This is a genomic window from Natrialba magadii ATCC 43099 (assembly GCF_000025625.1).
Lineage (GTDB): Archaea > Halobacteriota > Halobacteria > Halobacteriales > Natrialbaceae > Natrialba > Natrialba magadii.
Window position 1 is genome coordinate 26,904 of the sequence record NC_013924.1, and the last position, 16,797, is coordinate 43,700.

Sequence of the window (16,797 nt, forward strand, 5' to 3'; positions counted from 1 at the left end):
GGTCACACGATACGGTTTTTCATCCCGTCGAGATCATCGTTGACGTACCGTTCGTAGTTCTGTCTGAAAATCTCCGCACAACGTCTTGCATACTGCGGAGAGCCACCTGCCATGTGCGGCGTGATGAGCACGTCATCGAAATCCCAGAGCGGGGACTCGGGCGGCAGAGGCTCATCTACGGCAACATCGAGCGCAGCGCCTCCGAGTTCTCCAGTATGGAGTGCCGTAATCAATGCCTGTTGGTCGACAATCTCACCCCGAGCGATGTTGATGAAGACAGTGTCCGTGGACATGGAATCGAACTCCGCCGGGCCGAACATCTGGCGGGTCTGGGGCGTAAGCGGACAGGCAACGACGACATACTCTGCCTGTCCGAGGGCTCCGTGTAGGTCTGCGGGTGGCAGGACGTCGTCGACGGCGGATGTCACCGACTCGAGATTGCGCTTTACACCGATGATCCGCACGTCGAAGGCGGCCAGTCGTTCGGCGATCGTACTCCCGATTTCCCCGACACCGACGATTGTAACTGTCTTGTCTGTCAGTTCAGATGGCGCAAAGCGTCGCCACATGTGCTGCGCTTGCTGTCGGTGGGCACGGTGAAGTCCTCGTTCAAACGTCAGGATGTATCCCAGGACGTGCTGTGCGATCGGTTCGCCGTGTACGCCGGAGGCTGTCGTTAGAACGATGTCATCCTCCTCCAGTCGATCGAGATCAAACCGGTCGTAGCCAGAACTGAGCGACTGAATCCAGCGCAACTCCTCGGCTGCTTCCAGATGGGCGTCGTCGATTTGATGTTCGACGACGATTTCGACATCGCTGATCTTCGAGAGCGTCTCGCTGTAATCGGATGCGAGCCGAAGAGTTACGTCCGGAAGCTTCTGTGTAATTGCTTGTGCAAGTGCGTCTGGTCCTCCAGCGTTTTCCGGGGGAGCGCGGTGCATCAGCAGTACTGATGGATTCGTCATACTCACGCAACGAACGGAAGAGGGTAAATAAGCTAAGGTGGCTTTCAAACCAGGTAGCGAGGCGGATTCCCCACCCCACCGTACGCGGGGTAACATTCAATACGGTAGATATGTGCTCATAGAGCATGCCAAAAACCATGGAGTTGTCGCTCCCAGAAGTGCGTCGTGAACTGCACAAGTATCCTGAAGCGGGCTGGAAAGAGTTTCGAACGACAGCACTTGTCGCAGAGGAACTCGATACCCGCGGGTATACTCTCCATCTCGGTGCCGACGCACTAAACACCGATGAGCGACTCGGCGTCCCTTCAGATGACGAAATCCAGCGAGCACGTGACCGTGCGCTTGACGAAGGCGCTCCTGAAAAATACCTTGCGGAGATGGGAGATACGACTGGGCTTGTCGCGGAGAAAACGTTCGGCGATGGCAGCGGCCCGGTCGTTGGTGTGCGCGTCGACATGGATGCACTCGAGATGACCGAAGCAAGCGACCCAGAGCATCGGCCGGCTGCCGACGGGTTCGCCAGTCGCCATCCGAACGAAATGCACGCGTGTGGCCATGATGGCCATACGACTATCGGGATTGGGATTGCTCGAGCGCTTGCTGCTGTAAATACTGTTTCGGGAACAGTGTATCTATTTTTCCAGCCAGCAGAAGAAGGGGGACGAGGTGGGTACCCGATGAGTAAAACAGACCTCATCTCTGACGTTGACTATATGCTTGCTCTCCATCTCGGCCTTGGAAACGAGACTGGAACGGTCATTGCGGGGTATGACCGTCCGTTATCGAACTCCAAGGTTGATGTTACGTTTTCCGGGAAGCCCGCACACGCTGGAAACGCACCAAACGAAGGACAGAACGCACTTCATGCAGCAACAACAGCAATACAGAATCTCTATGGAATCCCCCGTCATGAGGATGGCATAACGCGTGTCAATGTCGGGCAAGTCCATTCACCAAACGCGCAAAATGTCATCTCTGACTGTGCTGAAATGCGTGTTGAGGTTCGTGGTGAGACAGCAGCGATAAACGAATATATGTCGGATTCGGTTCGTCGAATCATTCGGCATGCTGCCGGAATGCACAATGTCGAGTACGATATGTCTCTGTATGGGAAGACGACTTCGTTTACTGCAGATGATGAGATCGTCTCAGAAGTGGCTGCCGCCGCTCGTTCGTGTGACTCAGTGACGACAGTAGTCGACCGAGACCAGATTGGTGCCAGTGAGGATGCGTCGTATCTTATCAAGCGTGTGCAAGCAACTGGTGGCAAAGGAACCTATATCGGGATTGGTGCGAGCAATCCGTCCGGACACCATACTTCGACGTTCGACTTTGATGAAGAGGCACTTGACGTTGGAGTGCAGGTAGTCGTTCAAACGCTGCATCGAATCATGAACGCTGACTGAGGGATACACGCGGGAAACTACGGTCCCGTCGCCTTGTTGGGGAAACTCTGTGTTCCATGGCCGCTGAAGATACGATTGTTACTCGGGAATTCCATTCCATGAACCGCTGTGTCTCCAAACGAACGAGTTCGGTAGAAGACGGTGAAGTCAGCAATTTCCCGTCTTTCCGCTTTCCTTACATTCATTTCCCGGGATGATGCGAATCCGGTATGCCACGGCTACCAGAATCCGTCCTTGGAGATGCATACTCGAGTACGAACGCGTGGGACACCCTCATTGACCTGGTCGAGGTTGAAAACCGAATGGCAGGTCAGGCAGGTGAACGCGAGGGTGCCGACGTCATCGTCGACGCCTTTGAGGACGCCGGGCTGAACGAGGTTGGTATCGAAGAGTTCGAAATACCTGGTTGGTGGCGCGGTTCCTCCGTGCTCGAACTCCCGGATCGGGACAAGCGCTATAACGCGCCCCATCAGCTCTTCGCTCTGCCGGGTTGTACCGACGGAACCGTCGAAGCGGAACTCGTCGATGTTGGTCACGGGACGGGCGCCGAGTTCGAGAACACGGATATAGAGGGGAAGGTCGTCATGGTTTCGAGCGATGTACCGGACGACTATGACGGCTGGCTCCACCGAATGGAGAAGTACGCCAGCGCGATCGAGGGCGGTGCCGAGGCGTTTGTGTTCCGAAATCACGTTGCGGGCTGTCTTCCGCCGACTGGCGAAGTGGGTTACCACGCACGGCCCGGAGAACTCCCTGCTGTCGGTATCAGTAAGGAGCTAGGCGCCCGTCTTGAACGCTACTGTGAAGAGGGGCCGGTGCAGGTAACACTCTCGGTTGACTGTCGGAACGAACCAACGACCTCGCAGAACGTCGTTGGCGAACTTGGTCCCGATACGCAGGAGGAAGTCTGGGTCACAGCACACCACGACAGCCACGACATCGCCGAGGGAGCAAACGACAATGGCGTTGGAAGCGTACTCGTCGCTGAAATCGGTCGGCTGCTTGCGCAGATGGAAGCCGATCTCGACGTTCGAACTCGTTTTGTCACCTTCGGCTCCGAGGAGATCGGCCTCTGTGGTGCGTATCATGCGGCAGACACCGTCGATGTCGACCGCGTGAAAGCCATCATCAATATCGATGGCGCAGGTCGGTCTGGAACGCTTCACGTCCGCTCTAGCGGGTTCAGTCCGGTCGAGGAGGCGTTCCGTGACGTCGCTGCTGCGTTCGATGTCCCGCTCCAGACAAGCGATACTGTCAGTCCACACGGCGACCAGTGGGCATTTGTTGAGAAGGGCGTCCCGGGAGTAATGGTCAGTTCGGCGTCTGACGAACAAACCGGCCGCGGGTGGGGACACACTCATGCGGACACGCTCGATAAACTCGACAGCCGAACACTCCGTGAGATTGCAGTACTGATCGCTGAGGGAACGCTTGCAGTCTCCGAGCCGGAGCGAGAGATTCCACACAGAGAACCCGACGCTGTTCGCGATGATCTTTCGGATAGCTACGTCCGGGAGCTGAAGGTCGGCAATCGCTGGAACTACGAAAAATAACGCCAAAGACGACATCGAAACTGATTGGTGCCAATTCGCGACTGTTTTTTATGTCTGGACGACGGGCATTCGACAATGAGTACCGAACGCGATCCAATTGACGCAGCCGACGAACTCCTCTCGTACCTGGAGCGAGATTCCGATGTCGTCTACGCCGAGACAGGCGGCGTTTTCCGCAGGCGACGGACTGCCACGTTGGATACAACACGGTCCAATACAGAGACCGATGCCGAGACGACTGGCGTCTGGTGTCGGGCATTTGCCAACGGATCCGCCGGGTATCGGTTTACACCTGTGCTCACCACTGAGAGCTTGCAGGACACCGCCAACCGAGTAACCCGCTCGGCGAAGAACCTCGCACAGGATACGCCGTCGAGTTATGACTATGGCACCATGCACAGAGCGTCCCATCCTGGGTGGAATTCAGACGCAAAATCGTTCGAGGACGTCGATCCAATCGAGCGCCTCCAGGAGGCGACCTCGCCACTCGAATCGACGGAGTACGAGCGACTTCGCCTCTCCTACAAGCGGGATCGACTCGATATCTCGGTGCTTACGACGACCGACTCTGCCATCCAAACGACACTTGATAGAGGACAGGTTACTGCATCCGTCACGCCACCTACTGGGCCGAAACTGCAGACACACGTTGGGACGACGACCGGTTCGGGTGTCCTTGACCGGGTCGAGTCGGAAATCGAATCACTTGCTGACTCGATCGAACGACGAGCCACCATCCCCGTCGCCGACGACCGACCGACCGGGGAACAAACCGTGGTATTCAGCCCGAACGCAGCGGGACAGTTGATCCATCACTGTTCGCAATTCTTCGAGATGGATACGGCATACGCGGGAGCGATGCCGTTCGAACACGGAGAACAAATCGGACCGCCAGAGCTATCGATCCACGATACCGTTCCCGCAGGCTCGTGGGCTGGACTGGCGTACGATGCCGAAGGCCGACCGACACAGCCCGTCACACTGGTCGATAACGGCGAAGTCACATCATTTCTACACAGCGTCGAAACAGCGATCGAAGAGGAGACATCACCCAGCGGTAATCTCGTGTTCCCGCTTGGTTTCGAGCACCCACCACGGATCCATCCTCGGCACTTAGACGTAGAAGCCGGTTCTACTGATAGCAGTACGCTCGAAGACGGTGCAACTGTACGGATCGATCGGATTGGTCGTGTAAGCCACCAGAACGAGGCAACAAACGCAAAACGAGTCAGTGGTGCCCCAGCATCTGCATTGTACGCTCACAACACAAACCGACTCACGCCAGATGAGTACAACGAGACCCACCAGTCGTTCCAGATGGATATCGTAGAGGGATACGCTCTTCAGGATGGTGACCGGGTCGCAACACTCACTGATGCCACCATTGCGTTCGACGTCACTGATCTCGCGTCGATCTCTGGGGTGGGTGCTCGCAGAGACACAGTGACTGGTACGTCACAAAAACACAACGCGATGTTTCCCTACGCGGTTACTGCCCCGACGTTGCGGCTGCGAACGAAGATAACTGATCAGCGTTAGTCGTCCGCTTCGGCCTCCGAACCAACTGTGTCGTCACGCTCGAGTGCGACTTCTGGATCGGATTCTTCGTCACTTTCATAGAGGTGACAAGCGACTCGCCGGTCACCCTCGATATCTGATTTCTGATTTAAGGATGGAACAACCTGATCACAGACTTCACCGACGTACTCGCTACACCGACCCTTGAAACGGCAGCCGGTGGGAATTTTGACTGCGTCGCCAACTTCACCTTCCAACTCGACACGTTCTCGCCCCATCTCTGGATCCGGAACCGGAACTGCATTGATCAGCGACTGTGTGTACGGATGCTTCGGGTTGTCAATAATCTCTTCCGTCGGCCCGATCTCCACGATCTTCCCCATGTACATGATCGCGATCCGATCGCACATATGCCGAAGGAGGGAGAGATCGTGGCTGATGTAGACGATTGACAGTCCGAACTCGTCAGTCATCTGCTCCAGCAGCGAGAGGACGCCGGCTCGGAGACTTACGTCTAACATCGAGACGGGCTCGTCCGCGACGATAAAGTCAGGATCGAGGATGATCGCACGGGCGATTGCGACACGCTGTCGCTCGCCACCGGAGAGTTCGTGTGGATACTTCTCGAAGTACTGCTCCGGTGGCTTCAGTTCGGCGAACTCGAGTGCACGCGCAACTCTGGCCCGCTTGTTGGAGATATCGTGGATCTCAAGCGGTTCGGCGAGCGTATCGTATATCGTCATCCGAGGGTTGATACTCTCGAAGGGGTCCTGGAAGATCATCTGGACATTTTGTCTGAACTCCATCAAATCTTCTTCGTCGAGTTCTGTAATATCCTTCCCTCGGAATTGGATGGAACCGCCAGTGGGCTCGTGGAGTTTCGTGAGCGTCATTCCGGTTGTCGTCTTTCCACAGCCAGACTCGCCGGCGATACCCAGCGCTTCGCCGGGATACAGGTCGAAGCTGATTTCATCGACGGCGTGTACGTACTCTTTCTCTGCACCGGTCAACCGAACTCGAAGGTCGTCGATGAGCCCTTTATTGACCGGGAAATGCTTCTGGAGATTCTCGACCTCGAGTAGTGGTTCATCGTAACTCATGGCTGTGTCCTCCACGATTCGGTGTCTTCCCACGTCTCAATTTCATCTGCCCGTGGTCTGAGGTCGCTGTCGATTCGATCGACGTGGTGACAGCGTGAGCGCAATCCGTTTGTCTGTACCTCAGGTGGATCCTCCTCGAAGCACTGGTCCGTTGCGAGGGGACACCGCGGTGCAAACCGACAGCCTGCCGGCGGTGGACTCAGATCTGGTGGGTAGCCTGGAATACTAATGAGATCCTGATCTGGCTCCTGGATGTTAGGGAACGCTCGTTTGAGGCCGACCGTGTACGGATGGTACGGGCTCTCGAAGATTTCTTCTACAGATCCTTCCTCCGCCAGTGCTCCAGCATACATCACCAGGACGCGATCACATGTTTCTGCGACGACGCTCACGTCGTGCGTGATCACGATCATCGATGAGTTGATCTCGTCCTGGATTTGGCCAACTCGTTTGAGGATCTGATCCTGCATGATTACGTCGAGCGCGGTCGTCGGTTCGTCGGCCAGAATCACAGCCGGGTCGAGCGCGAGTGACATCGCGATCATCGCTCGTTGGCGCATCCCGCCAGAAAATTGGTGGGAATAGTCGTCGGCACGAGCCGGATCCAGCCCGACGAGTTCGAACAGTTCGTCGACCGTCTCATGAGCCGTGGCTTTTTCCATCCCTCTTCGATGGGTTTCGATCGCCTCGACGATCTGCTCACGAACAGTATACACCGGATCGAGACCAGTCATCGCAGACTGTGGGATCATCGAGATTTCGTCCCACATATACTGGCGTCGCTCGTCCTGGGACAGGTCAGTGAGATCTTCCCCATCAAATAGGATTTCACCACCGTTGACATAGCCGTTGTCGGGGAGGATCCCGAGAATGGCTTTTGCGAGTGTAGATTTTCCACAGCCAGATTCGCCGACAATGCCGAGGTTTTCGCCTTCGTCGAGGGCGAAGCTGACGCCGTCGACGGCCTGGACATCCTCTTCTTCCATCTCATATCGAACTTCGAGATTGTTGACTTCGAGTACTGTCATGTATCAGCTCTCGTTCCGCAGTGCTGGGTTGGTTATCTCCTCGTATCCACGGCCGATCAGGAACCCGCTGATCACGACGAGAGCGATGCAGATTCCTGGTGGGAGGAACCACCACCACGCTCCGTGATACAATGCGTTGTAGGTGTGTGCTCCCTGAAGCATTGTTCCCCAGGATACCTGACTTGGGTCGCCGAGACCGATAAAGGAGACACCGGCCTCAGTCAGAATACCCCATGCAATGGCGAATGCACCATACAGGAACATCAGCGGCATGACGTTCGGCGCGATATGCCTGGTGATGATCCGGAAATCACTTGCTCCAGTGACCTTCGCTGCCTGAACGAACGGCCGCTCACGCAGTGAGAGCACCTGTGACCGAATTACCCGGGCCGAGGATCGCCATTGGAGCAGAACGACGGCGATGATCACGTTCACGAAGCTCGGACCGAGCATCGCGACCATCAGGATCACCGTTGGAAGCAGTGGAAGGCCATAGGCGATATCGACGATTCGCATGAGGACGTCGTCGACTTTCCCGCCGTAGTAGCCCGCAACCAGCGCGACCGAGGTTCCAAAGCCAGCAGTAAACACTGCGGCTGCAAGTCCCACGATCAGGGTCGGTCGGGTGCCGTAGATCATCTGACTGAAGATGTCGTACCCTTCGGACGTCGTTCCGAGAAGGTGGTCTCGCTCACCGCCGTACCAGCTGGGATTCTCCCACTGCATGATCATCCCTGCTTCGGTGACTCGCTCAGTCGGAGGATATGGGGCGATAATTGGTGCAAAGATAGCAATCAAACCGAAGATTGCTATTGTGACCATCCCAAAGATGACTAACGGGTCATCGGTGAGCAAATCCCACTGTTCTTTGGCAGTCTCTTTCCAGAGGCGGAGCCGTCTCCGCCGATCGCTTACCTCCTGACTGTTCTCGTACTCCCCGATATTGCCGAATATGTTTGGTGTTTTCTCTTGTTGACTCATGGTTTCAACTCAGTCATAGGTCACACGTGGGTCGAGCCAGCTGTACAGCAGGTCGGCGAAGAAGTTCATGAACACCACGGTGCTAGCTAGCAGGATGAACGTTCCCTGTGCAACCGGGTAGTCGCGCCGAAGTACAGCATTGACCATCTCTCGTCCTATTCCTGGCCAACCGAACACTGTCTCAATCAAGACGCTGCCACCGACGGCATAGCCGACAGCAACTGCACCAGCGGTGACGACCGGGAGAAGGGCGTTTCGAGCAGCATGCTTGAACATTACCTTGCGCTCGCTCAGGCCCTTTGCACGGCAGACATCGATGAAGTCCTCTGTTAGCACCTCGAGCATGTTATTTCGCATCAAGAGGAGTGGATACCCCATCGAGTAGAACGCCAGCACTGATGCTGGTGCTATGAGGTGCCAGAGGAAGTCGATCGAGGTTATCATCATGAAGAATGATTCCGGACGATGTTCCCGGCTCGTCATCCCACTCATTGGTATTACGTCCATGTAGGCGCCGAAGATCCACAGGACGACAAGCCCAACCCAGAAGCTTGGGAAACTGCGCTGAACGAGCGCGAGTACGACCAGTAGCTTCTCACGGCCGCTCCCTCGTGCCCATGCCGCAATCACGCCGAAGGTGACTCCGAATATATAGGCCAGAACAAGGGCCGTCAGCATCAGGATCAGCGTGTTTGGGAGATAAATCGCGATGACATCTCGAACAGGGCGTCGAGAGTGGAACGACAGGCCCAGATCGAGCGTAACGATCTGGATCATAAATTCGATGTACTGTTCGTGCAGTGGCGCATCAAGCCCGTATTGCTCTATTAGGGCTTGCCGCTGGTCTGGATCCATCTGCTCGTCAACGAGAAACACTGTTGGATCGCCCGGCATCATCCGGAACATCGCGAACAGCATCGTTGCGATAGCCCAGATGGTCAGCACCAACTGTCCGGTGCGTCTGAGCGCGTAGTTTACTTTGGACATATACGATATTGATGGTGAAAGTGGGTTGTTCGCCTACTCTGAATAGTAGACGCCGTCCTCGGTTACCACGTACCCGTTCTCTTGCAGATGGCTTGCCGCCGCTGCAATGGTCCCTTCGCCAGTGAACGGGAGGTCTTCGTGTTCGCGGTGAAGCGGTCCGAATGCGGGCGCGACATAGGAGTGTGCGACAGGCATGTAGCCGTAGAACAACTGTTCGCTAGCCGCCTCTTTGGGGAGAGCGTGAACGAGTGCTTGTCGAACAGCGACTTCGTCCAACCCTTCGCTCGTCGTATTGATATTGAGGTGTGTCCATCCATCCCCAGGGGCCTCGAATACTTCGAAGTCGTCTATTTCCTCCTCTCCGTCCTGTAGCTCGAGTCCGGGCTGTGCAAACGGATGGTAGTTGATCGTCCCATCTTCGGTGTACGACCAGATCGTCGAACTCTCAGGAATGATCTCCCAGAACAACCCATCAACTGCGAGATCGATCGGGTGATCGTCTCTCGTCTCTAACTCGATCCCCTGACCGACATCCCAGTAGTCCACCTCCATCGGACCACTGCAGACTGGTTCTTCAACGAGTTCGTCTTGAACGGGATCAGTGCCTTCCCAGACGTGCTCGGCAGCAACGTACACTTCATACCCAATGAGCAACAGTGCGGCTCTGCCAATCTCCTGTGAGAGGTCGACTTCGACCCAGTCGCCATCAACCGACGCCCCTTCGACGTAGTTGGAAACAGTGGTGTATGTCGATGGCTCCTGTTCAGCGATCGTATTGTAGGTGAATGCGACGTCGTCGGGAGTAAGCGGTTCGCCGTCGCTCCACTCGACATCGTCACGAATCTCGAATCGAATCGTCGTCTCGTCCGGTCGCTCTATATCCTGCGCGAGTCCGTGTTCAGGATCGAGTTCGAGGTCCGCGTCAACTTGGGCTACCCGAAGTTGTATTGCGTCCTGTATGTGGAGATGTTTGCTCAGGCCTTCGTGAGACCACGAGTTCAGGTTCTCGAGTGCCTCAGTCCAGAATCCACGGAGATATCCGTCTTCGTTCTGATCCATCGGTTCGACGTTGGCATACTGATGAATTCGGTCCGGACCAGCTGGATGCTCGACCCACCCATCAAGTTCGTCGGTTCGGTAGGGAATAAGCTGTGTTTCGTAGCAGACCGGACTGAACGGAGCATCTTCTGCGAGGATATCCTGGATCTCGTGGAAGGCATCTACCCGTCCCTCCATCTCTTCAGCCGCCAACTGTTCGTCGATGAGTTCACCAACCCGATCGTTCTGGTACTGGTTGTAATTACCTCGTCCAGGCTCCTCTGCATGCTCTGGTGACCACCGATCCGCTACGTTCTCCGCAGGATCGGGCGACTGGTATTGCGACCAGGCAGCGAAATCGAACTCGTACTCGTCGGAGACTCGAGAGAGGAGTGTCGCCCACTCGAGTACCTCGACTTCGACATCGAAGCCAACTTCCTGCCACTGTTCAGCAATAAGGTTGATCAGGTCGTGACGTTGCGGATTGTAATCCTGTGGGTTGTTGTAGAACGTATATTCTGGGAAGGGTTCACCTGCGTCTTCTTCGTCGTCGTAGTCGATATCGCTATCGCCACCATTCTCGCCGCCGAGACAGCCGGCAGTTGCTGCTATCGACGCAGCACCGGCAGCAGCGGAGGTTCTTTTTAAAAACGACCTTCGATCAAGTTGCGTGTTTCCATTTCCCATGGTATTGCGATCAGTAATGTCATGTTTGGTGGTATAAGCATTTCCCTAATATTATTTACATTACATTGCGTCTATGTTCAGTAAGGTCCGCGAGACTTTCGGTTTCGCTTGTTGATGAGACATGGAAGGCATCTCGAACCACTTGACCCTAAGGCAGTCCACGCATGCATGGTCAACCATGAGAAGGGGCCTATAGAGTTCGTGCATCGCCAAGAACAAATGTGGCCCAGAGACTGACGGTGTTGCCACTGGCCTACTGGCGAGTTGCTTCCAATGGCTACTCATTATCATCTCAGAAAAACTACCGAAACTGTCTTAAGAAGACGAATAGGTCAAGAAATATGGTCAGTTTACCCAACCAGATCGTTGGCGATGCATACACGAGTACGCACGGCTGGCAACTTGTCGAAGCACTTGCTGACCTCCGCGACCGGATGCCAGGCAGCGAGGGGGAACGAGCTGGTGCCGATCTAGTGGCGGAACAATTCGAGGAGATCGGACTCGATAACGTCTCAAGCACGGAATTTCAGATTCCGGGCTGGGAGCGAAACTCCGCTTCTGTTACTGTTGACGACTACGACCTGTTCAAGAGATCCCACGAAGTGGTCGCACTTCCTGGAACTCCAGCAGAAACGACGTCCGCCGAACTCATTGATATGGGGCATGCCCTTCCCGAAGATTTCGAAGACGTTGATCTGGACGGGAAGATCGTGATGGCCTCAAGCCTTACACCCGACGATTACGGACGGTGGGTTCACCGAGGTGAAAAATACTCCTATGCCATCGAAGCTGGCGCAGCCGGGTTTATTTTCGTCAACCATATTGAGGGCTGTCTTCCGCCGACGGGCAGTATTGGTGATCGGAACGGACCTGGGGCAATCCCAGCGGTCGGCGTCTCGAAGGAAGTCGGGGACAGGATCAAGCGATTCTGCAGAGACAATACAACCGAGGCAACGATCGCAGTCGATTGTCAAAATACCGAAGCAACCTCTCGAAATATCGAGGCCACCGTCGGTCCGGACACTGAAGAAGAGGTGCTCTTTACCGCCCATGTTGACGCCCACGATGTCGGTGACGGGGCGAACGACAATGGCGTCGGATGTGCGCTCGTGACTGAGGTCGGGCGACTCCTCAAACAGATCGAAGACGATCTCGAAACTCGCGTTCGATTAGTGACGTTCGGGGCCGAAGAAACCGGATTATACGGCGCCTATTACTGGACGCATACACACGACCTCGACCAGGTCAAATGCGTTCTCAATATGGACGGTGCGGGATACTCGCGAAACCTCTCGATCCATACCCATGGCTTCGACGCAATCGGTGAAGCGTTCGAAGAAGTGAGCGAGGAATTCGGCGTACCGATTGATGTGGAATCCGGGATCCGCCCACATAGCGATCATTGGCCGTTCGTACAACGTGGCATCCCTGGAGCACAGGGGCGAACAACTGCCGAAGATAGCGGACGCGGATGGGGACACACCCATGGCGATACCCTCGACAAACTAGATATTCGTGATCTCCGCGAGATATCGACGCTTCTGACAGCTGGCGTCCTCAAACTCTCAGAGACCAGTCGAGAAATTGAACGGGTCGACGACGTTGAAATACGCGATGCAACGGAAGAGCAACGGTTTGATGTCGGAATGAAAGCGACCGGTAGCTGGCCGTGGGGCGATGAGGTTCGCGTCTGGCCCTGGGACGATGCCTGATTAGTTAGTAAGGCCAGTCGCCGGCGACACGCATTGGTTCTTCTAACCCTTCTTCGCGGAGTTCGTCTGCGATACTCTCCGGTGTGCGATGGTCAATTGGTTCGTTCGCTGCCAGCTGTTCGACGATAAGACTGGCAAGAATTCCGTGCTCACGAATCGCGCGCACGTCAGTTTTGTCCAGCGTATCGGCGTAGGTGTGGCCAAACCCACGGCCCTGGCCAGTTTCCGATTGGAGTTGGACGCCGGGAATACCTCGCTGTACGAACGGCCAGTGATCGCTGTGAGTGTTCACCCCTGAGACGATTCGAACTGGATGTCTGAGCGAGTCAGTAACGTCTGTGACGACCTCCTGCATCTTGGGAAATCCACACGTTTTCGCGATGAGATCTCGAGCGCGTCCCGCGCCATCGCAGTTGACGATTCCAAGAACGTTCTCGAGATCGGTGTTTTTCGCATACTTCATCGAGCCGACGAGCCCAAATTCTTCGGCTCCAAAGCCGATCAGGGTCACCTTTCGTTCGAGATCGCCTTCACGGTCCGCCAGCGCTCGCGCGACCTCACAAAGGACGGCGACCCCGGAGGCATTATCGAGTGCCCCCTCCGAGATGTCGTGGCCATCAACGTGGGCGCCGACGAGCACTGTTTCTTCAGTATCCGGCCCGAGCGTCCCCACGACGTTACGTGACTCGCCGTTGCCTACGTCAACATCGACTGTCACGTTCCCCTCGATCGTTCCCTCGGAAGCGTATAGCCGGAGTCGTTCACCGACTTCCTTCGAGACGCCGACCGCTGGGAGCGGCCCCATCACATCCTCGCCACCGCCGAGCGACCCTGTTGGTGGGAGACAGCCCTCGACGTGGTTCTGATAGATGAACGCTGCTGCTCCAGCGTTGTACGCGTGGAAGTATTTCTCACGTCGGTGCATCCACCGGTCGTGATGTTTCGGAACATCTGAGCGAGCGACAACGATCTTCCCGTCCAGGTCTGCCTCCTCGAAATCCTCGGGAAGTCCGTACCCAAGGTGCACGATCTCTCCAGATATCTCGCCAGCTGGTGAGCCAGGTAAGGCAATAGCTTCGAAGTTGTTGTCGGAGGGGGCTGATGTCGACACGCTCGAATCCTTTCGCTCCCATTTCGTGAGTTCGAACGTCTGGTCGTGGACATCGTGAACGCCTATCTCCTCGAAAGCCTGGGAGAGGCAAGCGTGACCTTGGCGCTCACCGTCACTTGCACCGAGTCGGTTCCCGATCTCTGCAAGCTGATAAAGGACGTCCCAGCCGATGTCTGAGGTGTAACTCCGTCCGATCCAGTCGGTTCTATTTGCCATAGTGAACGGATCACACAGAATAACTAATAAGTAGCGACGAAGGAACTATCCTCCGGCATGTTCTAACTCTGTGTGTGAACGATATACCACGGCCAGGAGAGAGCGGAGACAGCGAGCAACGGCGTCGCCCGTCGCCACCAGGTCATGGCCTCGCGAAGATCTCATTGGGTATTTCTATACTAGTTGCTGCAATTGGCTTCCTCTATTTTTACTTGCAAGCGGAGTACATCACCGCTGTTGGGGTTGCGGTGGTCTTTATTCTGGGCGGTGGTTGGGAATATCGCCGCCGACTCCAGGACACAGAAGCCGCCATGGAGTATGAGGCTGACGCTGAATCCCGAAAGGATCGCCGAAGACAATGACACTCAAGTGTACGATGCGATTGCTAGTGTAACCGAGAAGTACAATTTTATTGAATTGTGTATGTTAACCAATGTCAAAATACGTGGTTTGTGGTATCAATGTGCACATTACAACCGTATATTTGTAAAAATATAGTTAGTCAGTCTGAACATCCCTCTCGTGAAGAACGTCGTCTGCACGTTTGAGAGCTGTAGTGACAACTGTAACTAGTTACACGCTGATCGGACTCCGCGGTTCCCGTTCATTTCACTCGCGGGTCACGTTGTTCCCCGTTCGCTGTCCGCGGTTCTCACTCACTTCGTTCGCTGTCCGCGGTTCTCACTCACTTCGTTCGCTCACGGGTCACGTTGTTCCCCGTTCGCTGTCCGCGGTTCTCACTCACTTCGTTCGCTCACGGGTCACGTTGTTCCCCGTTCGCTGTCCGCGGTTCTCACTCACTTCGTTCGCTCACGGGTCACGTTGTTCCCCGTTCGCTGTCCGCGGTTCTCACTCACTTCGTTCGTTCCGAACCGCGCTCGCTCCGAACCGCGCTCGCTCCGAACCGCGCTCACTCCGAACCGCGCTGCCGTCGTTCGATCAGGTGTGCAGTGACTTGCAGTGGCTACTACCTACAGATCGACTCTGAGAACAGGCCCATCTTCCGTGAATTCGGTTCCATATTGCGACGAAAGTTCGTTGACAGTTGCGAAGACGTGATCAGTAACATCTGGCCCAGCGAGCATTGGACGACCACGTTGAGGCCGCGACCGCTCATACCCAAGATCTAAGGGGAGAAGTTCAATTGACTCAACACCATCTTCACCGAATTCGCAGATTGGAAGTACTGACTCCCAAAACTTCCGATCAGCCGTGAATCCTTGGCGCTGCTGTTCATCGTTGAAGATTCGCTCATCAAAAAGATCAGCTGGCAATGACTGGTAGGGGTCGAGGTCATACCGATCGTAGATCTCTGCAGGTAGGTTCGGGATTGTCTCGTTTTGCATGAAGAAATTCCCGAGACTGTAGAAAATCGGCGCTCCCCTGTAGATCTCTATCCCTCGAAGAACGTGTGGACCGTGTCCAATGAATCCATCAGCACCAGCATCAATACAGTTTCTTGCGAACGATTCCAAAAACTGTGGGACAGTATCGTCATTGCGAGACCCACCCGTCCCTTCATGTGAATGAAGACTGATAAATACCCAATCTGCTTGGCGCTTCGCGGCCTGAATTTGCTTCGTAATTGACTCTGCATCTTCGTCATTGACCTCCTGATGGATATCGAAACGATCGCCCAACTCAAACTGTATATCTGTCTCTCCTCCTATATTGAGAAACGTAAACCCGTCACTATCCTCACCTGGAACCTGGAACCCGAGCTCCCGTTTCCGGTCTTTGATTGCTTCGAGACCAAGCTTCTTGCTGGCGTGGATAAGCTCCTCATGGAACTCCTCAGGAACTGTATACCGTGTCTGGAGATGAAGAGGGGAAATTCCAGGTCGGCCCTGCATATCCGGCCGTTGGAGTCCTGCTTCCGTTCCTGTTGTAATTGTTGTACATGCTGAGATAAGCGCTACCCGTCCTTTTGGGGTATCCAGGTACGTCGGGGCACGAGCTTGTGCAAGATTCCGCCCCATGCCGGCATAACTCATGTTCCGCTCCTCGAGGGCTTGCATTGTTGCCTCCATCCCCCCGTGTGAGAAGTCTCCCGCGTGGTTTGTCGCGGCAGAGAACAGGTTAAATCCTGCCCACTCGAGTTCATCTGCAATCTCTGGAGGGGCTTGCATGTATGTTCCCCCACTCTGAGCAGCAGGATAGCCTTCGAAATTGTGGAGAAGGACTTCTAGATTTGCAACGGAAACATCTTGATCTTGTATCTGATCAATTAGCTCATTAAATGACTCCTCCTCATAAACTGAAAACTTCTGTGTGACAATCGCATCACCAACGGCTGTGAATGTTAATGGGTTCTTTTGCATATAAACACCATCATCAATATGATATAGCTTGGTAGGTAACCTCACGGTAATTTATGCCGATACTATAGTAACAACTGCAACTATTTACACACTGATCACCGAGCAGGCTGGCGATCAGGTGTGCATTGACTTGCAGTGGCTACTATAGTGTAAGTCGTATATCGCGTCCTCCAT

12 protein-coding genes are annotated in these 16,797 nt (G+C 55.0%); 4 read left to right on the plus strand and 8 right to left on the minus strand.

Annotated elements, in window-relative coordinates; all coding sequences use genetic code 11:
- Nucleotides 1-2: 2 nt before the first annotated feature.
- The gene (locus tag NMAG_RS19220) at nucleotides 3-965 is read right to left on the minus strand and encodes a D-2-hydroxyacid dehydrogenase (RefSeq protein ID WP_012996946.1); all 963 of its coding nucleotides are present in this window, start codon (nucleotides 963-965) and stop codon (nucleotides 3-5) included.
- Between the two features lie 125 nt (nucleotides 966-1,090).
- Here NMAG_RS19220 and NMAG_RS19225 point away from each other — a divergent pair, with 125 nt between their 5' ends.
- The 3 genes from NMAG_RS19225 to NMAG_RS19235 all read left to right on the plus strand — a co-directional run bounded on the left by NMAG_RS19225 (nucleotide 1,091) and on the right by NMAG_RS19235 (nucleotide 5,463).
- Entirely contained in the window at nucleotides 1,091-2,371 is a 1,281-nt protein-coding gene (locus tag NMAG_RS19225; RefSeq protein WP_012996947.1) for an amidohydrolase, read from the plus strand.
- Nucleotides 2,372-2,580: 209 nt separating this feature from the next.
- A complete protein-coding gene (locus NMAG_RS19230; protein WP_004216302.1) occupies nucleotides 2,581-3,924 on the plus strand; it encodes a M28 family peptidase in 1,344 nt (447 codons plus the stop codon).
- Between the two features lie 75 nt (nucleotides 3,925-3,999).
- Nucleotides 4,000-5,463 (plus strand): metallopeptidase TldD-related protein, encoded by a 1,464-nt coding sequence (locus tag NMAG_RS19235; protein WP_004216303.1) that lies wholly within the window; start codon nucleotides 4,000-4,002, stop codon nucleotides 5,461-5,463.
- On the opposite strand, the gene NMAG_RS19240 is transcribed toward NMAG_RS19235, so the two are convergent.
- The 5 genes from NMAG_RS19240 to NMAG_RS19260 are packed head-to-tail and all read right to left on the minus strand — an operon-like array spanning nucleotide 5,460 to nucleotide 11,263.
- Complete coding sequence (locus NMAG_RS19240) at nucleotides 5,460-6,542, minus strand: ABC transporter ATP-binding protein (RefSeq protein WP_004216304.1); 1,083 nt, start codon at nucleotides 6,540-6,542, stop codon at nucleotides 5,460-5,462. The two genes, NMAG_RS19235 and NMAG_RS19240, sit on opposite strands and share 4 nt — an antisense overlap.
- On the minus strand, nucleotides 6,539-7,570 hold the full coding sequence (locus NMAG_RS19245; protein ID WP_004216305.1) for an ABC transporter ATP-binding protein: 1,032 nt from the start codon (nucleotides 7,568-7,570) through the stop codon (nucleotides 6,539-6,541). Before NMAG_RS19245 ends, NMAG_RS19240 begins: the two co-directional genes overlap by 4 nt.
- A gap of 3 nt (nucleotides 7,571-7,573) precedes the next feature.
- Nucleotides 7,574-8,551: an ABC transporter permease gene (locus tag NMAG_RS19250; RefSeq protein ID WP_012996948.1), complete on the minus strand. Its 978-nt coding sequence runs from the start codon at nucleotides 8,549-8,551 to the stop codon at nucleotides 7,574-7,576.
- 9 nt (nucleotides 8,552-8,560) lie between these two features.
- A complete protein-coding gene (locus NMAG_RS19255; protein WP_004216307.1) occupies nucleotides 8,561-9,538 on the minus strand; it encodes an ABC transporter permease in 978 nt (325 codons plus the stop codon).
- Between the two features lie 33 nt (nucleotides 9,539-9,571).
- Complete coding sequence (locus tag NMAG_RS19260; protein WP_004216308.1) at nucleotides 9,572-11,263, minus strand: ABC transporter substrate-binding protein; 1,692 nt, start codon at nucleotides 11,261-11,263, stop codon at nucleotides 9,572-9,574.
- A 341-nt stretch (nucleotides 11,264-11,604) separates the two neighbouring features.
- On the opposite strand from NMAG_RS19260, the gene NMAG_RS19265 reads away from it, so the two are divergent.
- Nucleotides 11,605-12,975, plus strand: coding sequence for a M28 family metallopeptidase (locus tag NMAG_RS19265; RefSeq protein WP_004216310.1), 1,371 nt, complete (start codon nucleotides 11,605-11,607; stop codon nucleotides 12,973-12,975).
- Nucleotides 12,976-12,979: 4 nt separating this feature from the next.
- Here NMAG_RS19265 and NMAG_RS19270 read toward each other — a convergent pair whose 3' ends face one another.
- Both NMAG_RS19270 and NMAG_RS19275 read right to left on the minus strand, forming a co-directional pair.
- Nucleotides 12,980-14,302 (minus strand): M28 family peptidase, encoded by a 1,323-nt coding sequence (locus NMAG_RS19270; RefSeq protein ID WP_004216311.1) that lies wholly within the window; start codon nucleotides 14,300-14,302, stop codon nucleotides 12,980-12,982.
- 971 nt (nucleotides 14,303-15,273) lie between these two features.
- The gene (locus NMAG_RS19275) at nucleotides 15,274-16,668 is read right to left on the minus strand and encodes a CapA family protein (RefSeq protein ID WP_269465110.1); all 1,395 of its coding nucleotides are present in this window, start codon (nucleotides 16,666-16,668) and stop codon (nucleotides 15,274-15,276) included.
- Nucleotides 16,669-16,797 lie beyond the last annotated feature (129 nt).

Bases quoted from the DNA above. Each gene is read 5' to 3' on its own strand.
- NMAG_RS19230 (WP_004216302.1), top strand. From the start codon at position 2,581: ATGCCACGGCTACCAGAATCCGTCCTTGGAGATGCATACTCGAGTACG.
- NMAG_RS19240 (WP_004216304.1), bottom strand. From the start codon at position 6,542: ATGAGTTACGATGAACCACTACTCGAGGTCGAGAATCTCCAGAAGCAT.
- NMAG_RS19225 (WP_012996947.1), top strand. From the start codon at position 1,091: ATGCCAAAAACCATGGAGTTGTCGCTCCCAGAAGTGCGTCGTGAACTG.
- NMAG_RS19255 (WP_004216307.1), bottom strand. From the start codon at position 9,538: ATGTCCAAAGTAAACTACGCGCTCAGACGCACCGGACAGTTGGTGCTG.
- NMAG_RS19265 (WP_004216310.1), top strand. From the start codon at position 11,605: ATGGTCAGTTTACCCAACCAGATCGTTGGCGATGCATACACGAGTACG.
- NMAG_RS19270 (WP_004216311.1), bottom strand. From the start codon at position 14,302: ATGGCAAATAGAACCGACTGGATCGGACGGAGTTACACCTCAGACATC.
- NMAG_RS19250 (WP_012996948.1), bottom strand. From the start codon at position 8,551: ATGAGTCAACAAGAGAAAACACCAAACATATTCGGCAATATCGGGGAG.
- NMAG_RS19260 (WP_004216308.1), bottom strand. From the start codon at position 11,263: ATGGGAAATGGAAACACGCAACTTGATCGAAGGTCGTTTTTAAAAAGA.
- NMAG_RS19245 (WP_004216305.1), bottom strand. From the start codon at position 7,570: ATGACAGTACTCGAAGTCAACAATCTCGAAGTTCGATATGAGATGGAA.
- NMAG_RS19235 (WP_004216303.1), top strand. From the start codon at position 4,000: ATGAGTACCGAACGCGATCCAATTGACGCAGCCGACGAACTCCTCTCG.
- NMAG_RS19220 (WP_012996946.1), bottom strand. From the start codon at position 965: ATGACGAATCCATCAGTACTGCTGATGCACCGCGCTCCCCCGGAAAAC.